Below are 14,347 nucleotides of genomic sequence, written 5' to 3' on the forward strand. Positions count from 1 at the left end.
GGGACCATCCTGTCCCGCGCCCAGCTCGAGGAGCGGCTCTACGGGTGGGGGGAGGAGGTCGAGAGCAACGCCGTCGAGGTTCTGATCCACTACGTTCGGAAACGCTTCGATCGCGAGATCATCCGCAACGTCCGCGGTGCCGGCTGGATGGTTCCCCGGGGATGAGGTCGCTCAAGCGCACCATTGTCGCCTCGCTGCTCGGCGTGCTGTCGGCCCTCGCCGTCGTCGGGGGTGCCTCCGCCTATCTCTCGGCGATGTCCGAGACCGACGAGCTCCTCGATCTCCAGCAAATGCAGATCGCACGCTTCGTCGGAGATCTCTCGCAGGAGAACGGGCCCGACCTCGCCCTCGCGCCGCATGATGCTGAGGACGACTACGTCGTCACCGTTCGGCAGCCGTCGACCGGGCTGGAGCGATCCTCTTCGCCGAGACCCGTGCTTCCCGAGCCGGCCGGAACGGGGTTCACCGACTTCGACGACGGGGGGACGGCCTGGAGGGTATACACTCTGATGGACGGGGATCGGACCGTGCAGGTCGCCCAGCAGGCCGTCGTCCGGCAGGAGCTTGCCCAGGAGACGGCGCTCCGCGCCACGCTGCCGTTCATCCTGGCGCTCCCGCTCGTCGCCCTGGTCAGCGAACTGGTCGTGCGCATCGCCTTCCGGCGCATGGATCGCCTCTCCACCGCGGTCGCCCACCGGGATGATCGGGACCTGTCAACGTTGCCCGTCGACGACGTGCCAGCGGAGGTCCGACCGCTCGTGCTCGGCCTGAACGACCTCCTCACGCGCCTGCAGCATTCCGTGGACCGGGAACGTCGCTTCCTCGCCGACGCGGCGCATGAATTGCGGACGCCGCTGGCCGCGTTGGCGATCCAGGTCGCCAACCTTCGAGGGAAGGCGTCGGGATCGGCCTGGACGGAACGGCTCGATGACGTCGAGAACGGCGTCCGGCGCGCCTCGACGGTCGCGGACCAGCTTCTGCGTCTTGCTCGCATCGAAGGGACGGGGGACGGCGCCGATGACGAGGACGTTCGTCTCGACCAGATCGTCCTCGACGTCGTCGGGGCACTCGTACCCTTGGCCGAACGGCGGAAGATCGATCTCGGGCTCGTTGCCAACGACGCGGCGAGCCTGCGCGGCAGTGCAGCCGAACTGCGCGCCCTCGTTGAGGCGCTGATCGACAACGCGCTCCGCTACGTCCCGGCGGGCGGGACCGTCGACGTCGCTTTGCGACGGAATGCGAGTGGGGTCGTGCTCACCGTCGTCGACGACGGACCGGGCGTGCCGGACAGCGCCCTACCGCGACTGCGCGAGCGGTTCTTCCGGGTGTCGAGCGCGACCACGATCAAGGGCAGCGGACTGGGCCTCGCGATCGCCGATGCGATCGCAAGGAAGCACGGCGGCGAGCTTCGCCTCGCAAACCGGGCGGAGCGGTCTGGATTCAACGCGTCTTTCGTTGTGCCGATGGTTGGGGACGCAGGTCCCGGTGAGGTGCGCGAACCGATTTTCTGAACGAAACCGACGCCTCAGCGGTTGGAGGCTTGAATGGCGCTCGAAGCGCAGTGTCCGTTTTCAAGTGATGTCCGAGTTTCCACTGAACGTCATAGAAGGGTCGTTACCGGTCATACAAGCATATAGCGAAAGGTCGAGTACGATCGTTCGCTTTCCACGTATCGTACCTCCACGACCCATACGTCCGATAATCATCCCTTATCGGACGTGTTCGCGGCCGCTACGAAATCGCCGAACGATCGACCCCTCTGAAGGCAGTGATGGCTCGAATTTGTTCGCTGAATTGACGGTCCGTCAAAAGTCGATCGGGATAGCCAGCGCCTCCGCCGAGATGACCATGAACGGATCGTCGTCCTCGTCTTCCGTTTCCAGCCGTCGCTTGTGTTCCGCCTGAAGCACGAGGACCTGCGAGCGCCACGCCTCGTCTGCTTGCCGTGCAACGCGAATGATCTCCGCATCGGCGTCGGGGCCATGCGTTTCGCGAATGACGATGCGCTGCCGGAGAGGCATCTTCTCCGCAAGACGCCGATCCTCCATCTCCTCGATGAAGTTCTGTGCCTCTTCCGACAGGCCGTTCCGGATCCGGCGGCCAGCCGGGCGGCCGAACGTCTTGATGGTGGCGAGCCTGACGGTCCCGTTGCATTCCGTCGCGTACGCTTCCACGAGACGAGGTGTGACGTAGCCTGGCATCCACATCTTCGTTCCGTCCGGTGCCATGACGACGTGGAACGACGCCGCGAAGCTCGGGTCGGCATCGATGCGGGCGGAGAAACGAACGAACTGTGCCGTGAGGGCTCTATCCTCGGCAGCCTTGCGGTAGATCCGGCCGTCTCCTTCATGCATCCGGGAGAAGAGCTCACCGAGATCCTCGGCCTCTTTCCGGAGCGTCGTCACCCGATCGACGATGAGGCCCTTCGGGACCACGTTTCCGATGATATAGAGCTTCGGGACGTCCTCCCGGTAGATCGACCTCAGACGCCCCAAGGCCTGCGTGAGCTGCTCGTCCCGAATTTGGACGAGCAGCTGGTTCGCCACCTCGCCGCGGTACTCGAGCCGGCTCGTCTGGAGATATGTGCCATCACGCATCGGCACGCTTTCGTCGACAGCCTCGAAGGGCATCTCGCTCGGACCGGTTCCGTCCGGGTCCATCCGATCGACCGGCTCGTCGTCTCGCCATGTCAGTGCCGCGACCAGCCCATCGATCGTCCTGACGTCTGGGTAAAGAGCGCCGATCAGAATCGCCGCCCGGTGGTTCCTCGCGAAATCGAAGCCTGCGACATGGCCGAAATGCAGCGTGTCGACGTTACCTGGCAGCGTCCAGTTTTCCGACAAGTGGCTCTCGACACCCATCGGCGCTACGACGAGAACCCCTCCGTCACCATGTACCGCCGCTGCTTTCGCGATGAACATCTGCGTCGAACGGGTGAGACGGTATGCGTCGATGCGAACCTGCTTCGCTGCCTTTTCGGGCGGAAGGTACTTGCTCTTCGAGCATGTCCCGTCATCGAAGAGTGTCACGTCGACTCTGAGGTTCGCTTCGATCGGTCGGCAGGTCACTTCTCCGGGCTGCCTGCGAAGAATGCGTGTCAGGAGCGGGGGATTGGCGGACGCGTCCATGAAGAGCGTCGGTCGTTCGCACAGGCTGTATTCGGTCGACCACGACAGTTGCAGGGTCTTTGCTTTGTCTCGAAACGGCCAGATCCGGTCGTCGAGAGCCTTCAACGACCTCCGGCAGCCGTCGTCGACCAGCGACGTGTACTCCTCGATTTCTCCGACCCGCTCCTCCATCAGTCGCCAGAGGCGCCCCTCGAGGCCGATGTGCCGGCCCGTGAGCTGGCGGGCGTACTCCGCCGCTTCTCGTACCGTGGTCTTCGGCGAGATGTCCGCGGCGATGCGGCCGGCGCGAGACGTGATCGTTCTTGCCGCTTCGAGGCGATCCTTCCACTCGGGATCGCTGGCGATCCTGAATGCCGGGTCGCGGCCGGCCTGCCACTCGATTTTGCACATCTCGACGAGATCGAACCGCTTCTCCGAGAATCCGAGGTCGAAATCCTTAAGGTCGTCTTCGGTCGGTATGCGGTCGCCCCACCTTTCCTCGCGCTCCGCACGCGTCGGCGTAATCGCACGGCGCTTTTCGTCGAGAACGGCACGGTCGATGATCGCCGTCTTGATCAGTGCGCTGCCTAGATCCTCGTCGACGATGATCGCGGCGAATTTCTTGAACGGCGCAGGAGGCGGCTGCGTCGCATAGGCATGGACCGAGACCATGAGGTCCGCGTCAAGCATCCGAGCAAGCTGTGCCATCCGCTCGCACGTGCCGCCGGCTTCGGGATGATGCTGGCAGTAGACGTCCTGCCCGTCGATCTTAGATTTGCAGAGCCTTGCAGCGGAGATCCCTGCCTGCTGCAGCAGGACGACCTTGTCTCGCATCTTGCAGCCGCCATCCTCGTGCGCCTGTCCGCGGTGCGTCTCGACGACGAGACCGGCCGCCCGGGCCTTGCCGGCGACTTCGTCGACATTGTCGTGCGCTGGCAGGAGCATTCCGACGGTGCCGTTGACGCCGGCAGCCTTCCGACGGACGATCGCCGCAATCACGGCCGTCGTCTTGCCGGTGCCGACTGGCGATTTCAGGATGTGGAATGGCGGCAGGACGCCTTCGGCTGAATCATAGCTGTCCGCTTCACGCCAGAACGCATCCATACGGTCTGCCATCTCGGCTGCGATGCGATCGCCTTCCGGCGGCCGGATCGCGACGGCCGCCCTCTGCGTCTCCGTCGCCGGCGAAGCGGCCGGCCGCACGGCGCGCTTCGACACGCCGATCTCGCCTGCAAGCAACTGCCGGGCGTTCCGTCCGACCTTTTCCGCGATGGAGCGTGGGAGGTGTCCCGTCTTCCACTTCCCATCGAGAAGAGCTGTCGCACGGAACGCTTCCGTGACGGACTTCTTCAACTGCGCGATGCCGCTCGCATCCGCAGCCAGGAGCGGGTTCGCCCGCACCGTCTCGAACGCAAGCCGTGTCAGATACCGCTCGCGTCCGTCGACGACGATGCCGTCCCGCAACGTCCACTCCGCGCCACCTGCCGTGGCAAGACGCGGCTTCCGCACACCCTGCGTCTCGACGAACTCGAGCCCCTCGAGACCGGAACCGGCGGACGCCCGTTCGTGGATCGGACGGATCTCGCGCATAGCCTCGACGAAGGCATCGAGCATCGCCGCCGTGACGATCGGCGCCAACTCGGGCGGCGAGTTGATCGGCATCTTGCCGGTCGGCCAGATGAACCGCTCCCCGGTCGAGTGGTGCCGCCCGAGAATGGTGATCGCCTTGCCCTGCCCCTGGAACTCCACCGCGTCGCCGGAGGCCTTCGAACCGTCCTCCTCCATGAATGTCAGGGTGCGGTTGGCCGGGATCTCGTCACGGGTGGCGACGCGGTAGATCAGAGCGGTCTTCGGGAAATTTCCGATGCGCTGGAACTTCGTCTCGCCGAGGACGCGGGCGGCGGCGAGCTGGATCGCGAACGACAACTTCCAGCCCGTCACGTCAACGTCGATCGTGAAGCAGAGGGCGCTGGCTGACCCCATGATGGCCGCGACGTTGAGCCCCCACGCCTGCCGGCTCCAGCGGTCGACCGTCGCGACGTCCGGGCCGACGTCTTGGTACTTCGACCACTTCAGCATGTCGCCGTCGACGACGCCGGGCTTCCGGCCTTCGCGCTGCTGCGGAAAGACCGCCCAGCCCTGCCGGGCGCACAGGGGGCCGAGATCGCCGAAGTGGATCTCGCCCACGCTCGTCGATGGCAGACTGGAGAAGTCGACGTATGTGACGGGAAGGTTTTCTTCGGGCGTTCCGTAGGTTTCCAGCATTCCAATTCTCGGGAATTTCGTAGCAACACGCCGCCGAGTCTTGATCGCCCGGTCGTGCGTCAGACCAGACTGCCGATCGACGAGGCAGGACGCAAACGGAAAATTTTCGAGAACTGCCGGAAAAGCTCGCGTCGAATGCAGATCAACGTAAAAACGAATTCGATCCGAATTTTATGTCAATTCATCCGGGGCCGATCAACTGCCGCGACGGATTTTTCTTCAGATCAACCGCTGGCTTCATGCTTACCGCTCTTGAATCCTGTCCGCGAATCGACAGCACGCCTCCGCTGCCGACAGGGAATGCCGCATGGACAACAAGGACAGAAGCCGACCGGCAGTGCTCGATGCTCTGATGGAAGCGTTGCGCGCCGAGATCGATGCCGAGATGAAACGCCGCCGCATCGGTCTCGGCGACATCCGACGGGCGATGGACTGGTCGGCGACCAGAAAGGATCACTTCTCCGCATCCCTGCGCAGCGATGTCGAAGCCTTCGGCTACGTCGCCGCGCTCGGCGTCGCCGCAAAGCTTCGAATTCCAGTGCGGATCGAAGTCGGCGTCCGGAGGTGGCGACATGAGGCTCGTCCCCGACTGGGAGACGGTCCTGCGCAAGGCGTGGTCGATCCCTATAATGCCGCCTGCCGCCGCGCACGAACGACAGCCGGGTGATTGTGAAAAGGGCGTCGCGCATGGTCAACAGCGTGTGCGAGTCGGGCGGCGAGTACACGAAGTGCGGCATCATGCTCGAGGGCCTCGTCGACGCGCGACGGGAACAGACCGACCTCTTCGCGCCGATCGACGCGCGTGGCGTCGACCTGATGTCGGCCATGGACGAGTTCAACCGTCGGTTCGGACGCAAGACCGTGGCGCTCGGTTCCGCCGGCATCGGGGCGCGATCGTTCGACACGAAGCGCGCCCTGAAGAGCCCGGCATGGACGACGAGGTTGGCCGAGGTGCCGGTCGCAAGATTATCACTGGTCGCCGAAGGCGGTGTAGATCGCCTTGGGACGGATGCCGGGGCACGCCTCCCATGAACTGGACCAGCTGACGCGGCCAGGGTCGAGATCGAACAGGGCGAACGGCCGGCCGTGGTGTCGGCCGACCGCGACGCCATCGACGACGCCGGCAGGGCCGAGGACGGCGGAGCCGAGTTCGACTGTCGTCCGGAAATCGCATAGGACGCGCAGGGAATGGTCGGCCGGGTCGGCCGGGTCGGTCGCGGTCCAGCGTACGGTCCAGCGGTCGGGGCCCGCCGGCGTGACATCGAGTTCGCAAGCGAGGTCGCCGCATGCGCCGGAGTAGCGGCCGCTGTACCGGTTGGCTGCCTCTGCCGCATGGATCGACAAGGCGAGTGAGAAGGCGGCGAGAATGGATCGCATGGTCTATCTCCTCATTTGATCGGGGGTGGGTTGCGCAGCCGTTCGGCCGCAGCCGTGATTTCCGCGTCTTCCTCGTAGATCGCTTGGATGATCGGTTCGGCATCGAGACCCTCGAGAATCTCGAGAGCCCGTCGAGCCCGAGCATCGAAGCCGGGTGCGATCGTCTCCGGCCATATCGTCGGAGACGGGCGCGTCAACTTCCAGACTGCGGCGACGGCCTCGACGGCAACGCCAAGCCTTTCGCAGATGACGCTCCACGGCCGGATGCCGTTAAGTTCGCGGCGGATGGACCATTCGTCAACGATGCCGAGGTCGCGCCTCACGGATTTCCAGACGATCCGTCCGGCAACCCAATGCTCAAGGGGAGAAACCAGGGACGGCCGCTTCCGAACGCGGATCGTCTTCGCCGGATGGAACCACGAGTTGCCCATCTGTGGATTGCAGACGACTCTCGTATCTCCGATGCCGTAGTCGAAGCTTGTGTGCGTGTGTCCGTGGATCCAGAACTCGGGTTGCCCGTCGAGTATGACATCGGACAGATCCGATACGAAGCAGGGCGTGACTGGGTGATCCTGCCAGAGCGGAGCGACGCTGTACGGATGCGGAGCATGGTGTGTTACGACGACGGTCGGACCATCGAACGGCACGGACAATGTTCTGGCGATGAAGTCTCTCGATTCCTTGTGGCGGCGGGCGGACGACGCCGGCGTGAATCGAAGCGGCATCGAACCGTCCGACTGGCTGTCTTCCGAGATCATCTGGAAGTCGATCATGCCGCCACGGGCGTCGCTCATGGCCTTGCGCACGTCTTCGGGCCCGGAGCCGTGAAGACGGAAGTCGGTCCAGAGAGACGCGCCGATGAAGCGTGCGCCATTGATCACGACGGCTTCGTTCTCGAGGAATTGAACTCGGTCGTCCGATGCCGCCCGACCTTCACGGATCGCTTCGTCGATCGACTGACCGAAAAATTCGTGATTGCCGGCAACGATCAGGACAGGCTGTGAAAAGTGCCTTCGGGCCCATTCGACCGTTGCTGCCGGGGAATCCGTGACGTCGCCGGCGAGCACCACGACGTCGGCCTCGACCGGCGCCGGGGCACGAGACATGTCGCGGCTGGACCGCATATGAAGATCTGAAAGGACGCGGACGCGCATCAGCGTGCTGCTCCATCGGTACGGGTGATAGGGATGTCGTGACGCTGCGCGATGCCGTGCAGGCCGGCGGCGTCGGTGTCGAGAATCCGACACGCGACTGCCGTCGACGTCTCTCCGGCCGCCCACAGCCGCGTCACGGCGGCGTCGACATCGTCGGGAGGCACGTCGAACGTCAGCTCAAGCCAGATGCGCCGATGCTCGCCACGCCTGCGCTGCGCTTCGTCCGTCACGGCTTCGGCCCCGAACCTGGGGCGTCTTCGTCGTCGAGGAGTCCGCCAACGACATCGACGCGTGCGTCGGGATGCTCCGCCGCCATGGCGTCCATCCGATCCCAAGCCGTCGCGGCAGGCCAGTCACGCAGGAGCAGGTCGACGTCGACCCGAGCCTCAGACTCCGGCCGAGGAGCAACGCCGACGTCGACGACGAAGCGGGGATCGAAAGCTGCATTCTCGAAATGGAGCCGTGCTTGGCGTCCATGTCCGACCCGATAGGCATAGCCCCGCGGATTGCAGACGACCCGCGTCGAGCCGACTGCATAATCATGCTGCGCGTGGGTGTGACCATGGATCCAAAGGTCCGGCCTCAGTCTGAGGATCAATGGCTCGAGATCAGACGCGTACGCTCCGTCGAGCGCTTCCGTCGCCCGCCCGCCGATAAGCGAACGCGGGCTCGGCGCGTGGTGCGTGACGACGACGGTCGGCCCGTCGAGCGGCGTCGAAAGGATGCGCTCGATCGCCGCGACGTGACGGTCATGCTCGGCTGCGAGATGTGCAGGCCGGAGCCGGTACTCGTAGTCCTGCGTCCGGACGTACCGGAAGTCGACCATGTGCCTGGGGGCCGCATTCGCCGACGCTTCACGCTCGTCGTTCCAGACGCGGTAGTCCGTCCATAGGGTTCCGCCGACGAAACGCGTCCCGTCCAGGACGACGCCGTCGCCGTCGAGGACGTGGATGCCGGCATCGCTGCAGCGGTCGTGGAAGCGGGAGACTTCCCGATCCAAGCTGCCTCTCCAGAAGCAATGATTTCCCGGAACGATGACGAACGGCCGGTCGATGCGCAGGCGCTGCCGCTCGAGCCAGCGGAGGCCGGCACGCGAGAAGCGGCCGTCGATATCACCTGCAATGACGACGACATCAGCCTCGACGTCGGTCGGCAGGTCGAACGGGCCGGCGATGTTCCGGTTGTGGTCTTCATGAATGTCGGAGACAACGAGCAATCGCATGGTTCAGCATCCTTCTGGCCGATGCCGGCGGCGGCAGGTGCCGCAGTGCCGGTGCGAGGTGGTCATCGCGCCGTCGATTAGATCTCCCGATCGCACGAAAGATCAAAGACGAGCTGCTCGTCGGTCGGCGCGATCGGCGGCGCCGTGACGCTCCGACGTCGACGGCGAGCGCGATCGTCGAGGACTCGGAGCAGACGCGCCGCCGCCTCTTCTCGTGTCTCGGCGTCACGCATTTTCGCGATCTCCGAGCTTCTGCATGATCTCGTCGAGTGTGACCGGACGGTAGCTCCAGGCGTCGACACCGACGTCGCAGGACCGGCCAACGCCTTCGCGATTTCCGTGCACGTGCCCGAAGAGATGGACGCTCTGACGCCAGTACCTTGGCCATTCGAGGTGCGGATAATGCGCCAGGAAGAGGCGGACGCTGTCGACCACGATCTCTGCTGTATCCTGAACGGAAGCCCATTCTCGGGACGTCACGGCGTTGCCGTCGTGATTGCCCATCACAAGGTGCTTCACCCCGTTCAGCCGCCGAAAATGCTCCTGCGGATGGCGCTTCGTCTTGTATGCGAAGTCGCCGAGATGCCATACGACGTCGCCCGGGCGGACGACGGCGTTCCAGAGATCGACGAGCGCGTCGTCGTGCTCGTCGACCGTCAAGAACGGCCTCCGATCCAGCCGGATCATGGAAGCGTGGCCGAAATGGTGGTCAGCTGTGAACCATGTCCTCATGTCGGCTCCTTTCCACGCTGCGCGATGATCCGCATCGCGAGCATCATGATCGTCCGCCGCTCCGGCGTCGTAAGATGGGACCAGACCTCGACTGCCTGCATGACCTGCTCGAGGACGGGAACACCGTCCTCGAGCTCGATTTCGACAAGACGCTCGCGGACGTCCGGACGGAGTGCGATGACCATCAGCGCGATCCTCCGAAACCGTGCTCGCGAGCGAACTCGACGAGGGCGGCGCGCCCGAGGACGCGGCGTTCGATCGCCAGATCGGCCAGCGCCTCGACTGCCTTGCGATGTTCGCCAACGAGGCGGACGGCACGGCTGTAGAGATCACGCAGGCGCCCCTCGACAGCGGCAGCATCGACCCTCTCGCCATGCGTCAGCCGACCGCCCAGACCCGTCGTGCCGATCAGCTGTAAGACGAGCGCGGTCGCGCTCCGCAGGTCGACTTCGGCTCCGGCCGACGGCTCGCCGAGGATTGCTTCCTCGGCCGCACGACCGGCGAGACTGATGATCGCTTCGGCTTCGAAATCTGACAGACGGCCCATGCCGATGTCCGATCCGAGACGAACGCCGCCGTGCGCGCCGTCGGCCGAGACGATCGACAGAGCACCCGGAATGCGTCCGAAGGCCATCGCGACCACGGCGTGCCCGGCTTCATGCACCGCGACGAGACGGCGATCACGAGGCGACATCGTATCGACCGGCATCGCGATCGACAGAAGGTCCTCCGCCGTCACCTCGCGGTTCTGACGCCGGGCGGCTCGACGAGCCTCCCGGGCGAAGCGTGCGACGTCGGCCGCGCTCGCTGATCCGGCCAGGATCGTCGCCGCCGGCGCGAGCGCTTGGAGATCGGCGCCGGGCAGGTGGTAGCCGAGCATGCCGAGCAGCGACGGCTCGTCGGGCAGCGACAGACGGAAGTGCCGGTCGAGGCGTCCGGACCGGACCATGGCCGGATCCAGCCGGGACGGATCGTTGCAAGCCGCGATGACGATCACGCCCGGCCGACCCGCAGTTCCGTCGAGCAGCTCAAGCTTGGCGTTGACGATCGGGATCCAGTAGTCTCGATATTCCTTCGTTCCCTCCCGGCTTGGAATGCTGTCGAATTCGTCGATGAACAGGACGCAGGGGCTGAGCGCTGTCGCCGCTGCGAACGTCGCTCGCATCGCGGCGATGACGTCGCCTTGGTACGACCGTCCGGACGCCGTCCACTGCGCGAACGAGACGGGCATGAACGGCAGCCCGCACGTCGCCGCGAACGCCCGGGCCGCGAACGTCTTTCCGGTACCCGGCGGACCGTGCAGCAGGCAGCCGACGTCGACGTCGGACCACGCGAGGCGTCCGGCACGGTAGTCCGCAATATCACGTGCAGCGTCCTTGGCCCACTCGGCGAAGGCACCGTCTCCGGAGAGCATGTCGAGCGTCGGCTCTGTCGGGTGCAGGACCTCCGGAACGAAAGCTGTCTTTGAAGTTGAGGTCGACGGCTTCTTCTTGTCCTTCTCCTTTGCCTTCGCAGCGATCGCCTCCTCGTCGAGTTCGGCGCGGGCGAGCCGATTCAGGATCGGCGCGACTTCGGTCCAGTCCGGCGCCCGAGCACATGCGGCGTCGAACAGAGACGGCTTTAGCCGGTTGACGTCCGGACCGAGCCAGATCTTCGGCTCGTCGAGTTCGAACGAGCGGACGATCGCCAGTTCGAGATACCTCGCCGGCATGTCGGCCAAGTCGATCGACACATCGACGAGAGACGAGAGCGTCGACGGGACGGCGACTTCGGGACCGTGCAGCATCACGACATGGGTCTTCATCAGATCCCGCATGATCGGCTCAGGCTGGAACGAGTACTCCGTGCCGTGCCAGCAGTTCGGACTGCGGGATCGCGACCGTGAAGGACGGATCGACGTCGGGATGCGAGCTGGTGATGAACGGCACGAGCGTCTTCAGTGCCGCATGAAACGCATCCGCCCACATGTTGTCCGGCATCCTGACCGACATGAGGAGCAGGTCGTTGCGTGTGCTCCCGAGACGACGAGCGAACTCGTCCCCGCGTCCCCGGAGCGCGTCCGACATCGCATGATATGCGGCGAGTGCCGATGGCTTCAGGAGGACGTACGACTTGCGGTATGCGCGCAGGCGTTCCTCGATCGCCGCTTCACGTTCGGCTGAGTTTTCGATTGCGAGGACGGTCTCTACGACGCACAGACGATTCTCGTCGTCGAATTGCAGCGTCGTCGGATCGATGGTCTCGAGGTCGGGAGTGTCAGCGTCGATGACGCGCAGGCGCTGAAGCACCTTCGGGGGCTGGTTGCTCATCGGTATCTCCGTTTTCCGCGACGGTAGGGACCGTTCGCGGGCATGCAGAGAACGTAACAGAGAAGGCCTTAAGGGAAATGGTTAATTGGTCGTTCGACTTTTAGAGGTCGTCGATTTTTCTGCGCGGAGGCTCTTTTTCGGGCGGCGCATCCGACAATTCCTTGGCGAAATCCCTCAGCCGCATGCGCATGAGATTCTCATGCATGCCGAGGGATTTGTGCTTTCTCGTCAGCGCCGCCAGGTCTTCGAAGAACGCGTCGGCATGGTCCGCCTGCTCGCGGAGCCGGTCGACGATGGGTTCAGGCCACGACAGGGCGCCGGACAGCCAGCGTTCCGCCGACCGACGGCCGACGCCCAGGTATTCGACGAGCCGGTCCGGCATCGCCGCGCCGAGGGCTCGCATGCAAAGCATCTCGATCTCGGCACGCCGGCGTTCGTTGTCGTCCTCGGTCATCGTGGGTCTCCGCTGCGCCGGCACGATGGTCGAGGAGCCCTAAGCTCCAGTAAATGACAAGCCTACTCGGCAGCCTCGGCGAAGGCTGGGGCAGGCTTCGCTTGCCGCCGCATCGGCCGAACGGACCGGAACGCCGCGGCCTCGTCGAACTTGCGCCTGCCGTCAAGGATGGCCCACCAGGCCCCCAGCATCTCCGTCTTGCGAGGCAGGTCTTGGAACGCGTCGTAATGATCGTCGACGACGGTATCCGCGCCCTCGTTGTGATCCAGGATCAGGGCGACGTCGGCCTTCGTGAAGCCGAGCGCCCGGAATGTCGTCGTCATGGAGCGGCGGACGTCGTGCGGCGAGAACCCTGCTTCTTTGAAGGCATGCGTCACGGTGGACCCGTGGACGTGCCCGAGTTCCTTACCCTCGGTGGCGCGACGGACGCGGTTCGCAGGGAAGACGAACTTCCCCCTTCGAGGGACGGCGATCTCGGCCGGCCATGGCAGCGTGTGGACGTTCTGGTCGTCGCGCTTCTGTGCGGTCTTCCGGCGGTTCGGCGGGACGTGCCAGATGCCGTCGTGGACATCCGCACGCTCGACGGAGACGACCGTCTCGCGTCGCTGGCCGGTGAGACAGACGAGAGCGATCGACGCCGATGCGATGCCGTATCCGTCGGCACGGGCGATCTTCAGGACGACCGCCACTTCGGACGGGTAGGGGAACCGCTTCTTCCGACGCTTGCCCGGCGTGCGGTCCGGCACGTCGATCGTCGGCTTCGTTCGGACGCCGGAGCGGGCACGCACCGTACCCTTGCCCAGCCACGTCCACATCGCGCCGAGCTTTCGCTTCATGCCCTCGGCCGTTCCTTCGCGGCCGGATCGATGGATCTCAGCGACCACGGCCGACAGGTCTTCCTCGGAGATCTGACCGACCGGCCTGCGCTCCAGCTTCTTGAGCTCGGCGTAGTTCAGGTAGCCTCGATAGTCGTCATGGGTGCGCGGCTTCTTCGTGCGCTTCACGTCGTCGAGGTAGGCCGTGCGCGCCTCGGCGAAGGTCCAGAGGCCGTCGGCCACGTCGAGGCGGCGCTCCTCGGGATCGACCCGCTGGTCGCGGACCCATCCGTCGTCCGGGATGTAGCCCTGCTTCACCGCGTCGGACGCCTTGTTCGCAAGCTTCCTCGCCTCGTCGATCGGCAGCTCCGCGACGGTGCCCAGGACGACCCGCCGCTTCTTCCCGGCTGGCGACCAGACGAATTCGAACTGCGAGGTCCGGACGTTCGCACGCAGTACGAGACCGGGCGCACGCGAGTCGGCGACTTCCTTCCGCTCGCCCGCGCGGGCGAGCTTGTCGACGAGGAGCTTCGTCAGCAGTTGCGGCATGGGCCGGTATCCTTCGACGGGGGCAGAGCGGGGGCAGAGGCCCGGGTGCTAGCCCTGGATGCGTTTCGAAGGATTACGTCGGCGATCGGACCCGCGAAGGCAAGCGCTGCAAAGGTTTCGCAAAGGATTAAGGTAAACGGGGTGGCGCGCCCGAAAGGATTCGAACCTCTGACCCCCAGATTCGTAGTCTGGTGCTCTATCCAGCTGAGCTACGGGCGCCTGGAACGTCGGGCTACGCCTCGGCCGTTCGTGAGGGGTAACTAGCCAAGTCTCGGGGGGATTGCAAGCGATTCTGCGACGTGGCCGTCAGGTTTGTTGCAGACGGGTGGCGAACCCCCGATGGCGGGGCGATCGTCAGTCGGC

The 14,347-nt window shown here is 65.0% G+C and carries 15 protein-coding genes, 1 tRNA gene and 1 pseudogene; 4 read left to right on the forward strand and 13 right to left on the reverse strand.

Annotation, left to right across the window (positions count from 1 at the left end):
* The coding region (locus QZ753_RS01005) for a winged helix-turn-helix domain-containing protein (protein WP_294640423.1) at positions 1-165 on the forward strand (165 nt) is incomplete at its 5' end.
* On the forward strand, positions 162-1,511 hold the full coding sequence (locus QZ753_RS01010; protein ID WP_294640400.1) for an ATP-binding protein: 1,350 nt from the start codon (positions 162-164) through the stop codon (positions 1,509-1,511). The genes QZ753_RS01005 and QZ753_RS01010, both read left to right, overlap by 4 nt.
* A 294-nt stretch (positions 1,512-1,805) precedes the next feature.
* On the opposite strand, the gene QZ753_RS01015 is transcribed toward QZ753_RS01010, so the two are convergent.
* Both QZ753_RS01015 and QZ753_RS21010 read right to left on the reverse strand, forming a co-directional pair.
* Positions 1,806-4,325, reverse strand: a complete 2,520-nt coding sequence (locus tag QZ753_RS01015; protein ID WP_294640402.1) for a hypothetical protein — start codon at positions 4,323-4,325, stop codon at positions 1,806-1,808.
* 480 nt (positions 4,326-4,805) lie between these two features.
* A pseudogene (locus QZ753_RS21010) lies at positions 4,806-5,372 on the reverse strand (bifunctional DNA primase/polymerase); the annotation flags it as partial.
* 307 nt (positions 5,373-5,679) lie between these two features.
* Between QZ753_RS21010 and QZ753_RS01025 the strand changes: the two are divergent.
* Both QZ753_RS01025 and QZ753_RS01030 read left to right on the forward strand, forming a co-directional pair.
* Complete coding sequence (locus QZ753_RS01025) at positions 5,680-6,039, forward strand: hypothetical protein (RefSeq protein ID WP_294640405.1); 360 nt, start codon at positions 5,680-5,682, stop codon at positions 6,037-6,039.
* 20 nt (positions 6,040-6,059) lie between these two features.
* Positions 6,060-6,404, forward strand: a complete 345-nt coding sequence (locus QZ753_RS01030; RefSeq protein ID WP_294640407.1) for a DUF4113 domain-containing protein — start codon at positions 6,060-6,062, stop codon at positions 6,402-6,404.
* Here QZ753_RS01030 and QZ753_RS01035 read toward each other — a convergent pair.
* From QZ753_RS01035 to QZ753_RS01085, 11 genes are all read right to left on the reverse strand, one after another.
* Complete coding sequence (locus QZ753_RS01035; RefSeq protein WP_294640408.1) at positions 6,342-6,749, reverse strand: hypothetical protein; 408 nt, start codon at positions 6,747-6,749, stop codon at positions 6,342-6,344. The two genes, QZ753_RS01030 and QZ753_RS01035, sit on opposite strands and share 63 nt — an antisense overlap.
* A gap of 11 nt (positions 6,750-6,760) precedes the next feature.
* Positions 6,761-7,903 (reverse strand): metallophosphoesterase, encoded by a 1,143-nt coding sequence (locus tag QZ753_RS01040; protein WP_294640410.1) that lies wholly within the window; start codon positions 7,901-7,903, stop codon positions 6,761-6,763.
* On the reverse strand, positions 7,903-8,133 hold the full coding sequence (locus QZ753_RS01045) for a hypothetical protein (RefSeq protein ID WP_294640411.1): 231 nt from the start codon (positions 8,131-8,133) through the stop codon (positions 7,903-7,905). Before QZ753_RS01045 ends, QZ753_RS01040 begins: the two co-directional genes overlap by 1 nt.
* Positions 8,130-9,125, reverse strand: coding sequence for a metallophosphoesterase (locus QZ753_RS01050; protein ID WP_294640412.1), 996 nt, complete (start codon positions 9,123-9,125; stop codon positions 8,130-8,132). The genes QZ753_RS01045 and QZ753_RS01050 overlap by 4 nt, the downstream gene beginning before the upstream one ends.
* 225 nt (positions 9,126-9,350) lie before the next feature.
* Entirely contained in the window at positions 9,351-9,785 is a 435-nt protein-coding gene (locus tag QZ753_RS01055) for a metallophosphoesterase (protein ID WP_294640413.1), read from the reverse strand.
* 68 nt (positions 9,786-9,853) lie between these two features.
* Positions 9,854-10,042, reverse strand: a complete 189-nt coding sequence (locus QZ753_RS01060) for a hypothetical protein (RefSeq protein WP_294640415.1) — start codon at positions 10,040-10,042, stop codon at positions 9,854-9,856.
* Entirely contained in the window at positions 10,042-11,661 is a 1,620-nt protein-coding gene (locus QZ753_RS01065; RefSeq protein ID WP_294640416.1) for an AAA family ATPase, read from the reverse strand. The genes QZ753_RS01060 and QZ753_RS01065 overlap by 1 nt, the downstream gene beginning before the upstream one ends.
* Positions 11,662-11,680: 19 nt before the next feature.
* Positions 11,681-12,166, reverse strand: a complete 486-nt coding sequence (locus tag QZ753_RS01070) for a hypothetical protein (protein ID WP_294640418.1) — start codon at positions 12,164-12,166, stop codon at positions 11,681-11,683.
* A gap of 100 nt (positions 12,167-12,266) precedes the next feature.
* Positions 12,267-12,620 carry a hypothetical protein gene (locus QZ753_RS01075; RefSeq protein ID WP_294640420.1) on the reverse strand — a complete coding sequence of 118 codons (354 nt, stop codon included), beginning with the start codon at positions 12,618-12,620 and terminating at the stop codon, positions 12,267-12,269.
* Positions 12,621-12,682: 62 nt separating this feature from the next.
* Complete coding sequence (locus QZ753_RS01080; protein WP_294640421.1) at positions 12,683-13,984, reverse strand: hypothetical protein; 1,302 nt, start codon at positions 13,982-13,984, stop codon at positions 12,683-12,685.
* A gap of 142 nt (positions 13,985-14,126) precedes the next feature.
* Positions 14,127-14,203 (reverse strand) — tRNA-Arg (locus tag QZ753_RS01085).
* Positions 14,204-14,347 lie beyond the last annotated feature (144 nt).

The organism is uncultured Aureimonas sp. (assembly GCF_913775355.1).
In the GTDB taxonomy this organism is placed as follows: Bacteria; Pseudomonadota; Alphaproteobacteria; order Rhizobiales; family Rhizobiaceae; genus Aureimonas.

Bases quoted from the DNA above. Each gene is read 5' to 3' on its own strand.
- QZ753_RS01010 (WP_294640400.1), top strand. From the start codon at position 162: ATGAGGTCGCTCAAGCGCACCATTGTCGCCTCGCTGCTCGGCGTGCTG.
- QZ753_RS01025 (WP_294640405.1), top strand. From the start codon at position 5,680: ATGGACAACAAGGACAGAAGCCGACCGGCAGTGCTCGATGCTCTGATG.
- QZ753_RS01030 (WP_294640407.1), top strand. From the start codon at position 6,060: ATGGTCAACAGCGTGTGCGAGTCGGGCGGCGAGTACACGAAGTGCGGC.
- QZ753_RS01035 (WP_294640408.1), bottom strand. From the start codon at position 6,749: ATGCGATCCATTCTCGCCGCCTTCTCACTCGCCTTGTCGATCCATGCG.
- QZ753_RS01040 (WP_294640410.1), bottom strand. From the start codon at position 7,903: ATGCGCGTCCGCGTCCTTTCAGATCTTCATATGCGGTCCAGCCGCGAC.
- QZ753_RS01050 (WP_294640412.1), bottom strand. From the start codon at position 9,125: ATGCGATTGCTCGTTGTCTCCGACATTCATGAAGACCACAACCGGAAC.
- QZ753_RS01060 (WP_294640415.1), bottom strand. From the start codon at position 10,042: ATGGTCATCGCACTCCGTCCGGACGTCCGCGAGCGTCTTGTCGAAATC.
- QZ753_RS01065 (WP_294640416.1), bottom strand. From the start codon at position 11,661: ATGAAGACCCATGTCGTGATGCTGCACGGTCCCGAAGTCGCCGTCCCG.
- QZ753_RS01070 (WP_294640418.1), bottom strand. From the start codon at position 12,166: ATGAGCAACCAGCCCCCGAAGGTGCTTCAGCGCCTGCGCGTCATCGAC.
- QZ753_RS01075 (WP_294640420.1), bottom strand. From the start codon at position 12,620: ATGACCGAGGACGACAACGAACGCCGGCGTGCCGAGATCGAGATGCTT.
- QZ753_RS01080 (WP_294640421.1), bottom strand. From the start codon at position 13,984: ATGCCGCAACTGCTGACGAAGCTCCTCGTCGACAAGCTCGCCCGCGCG.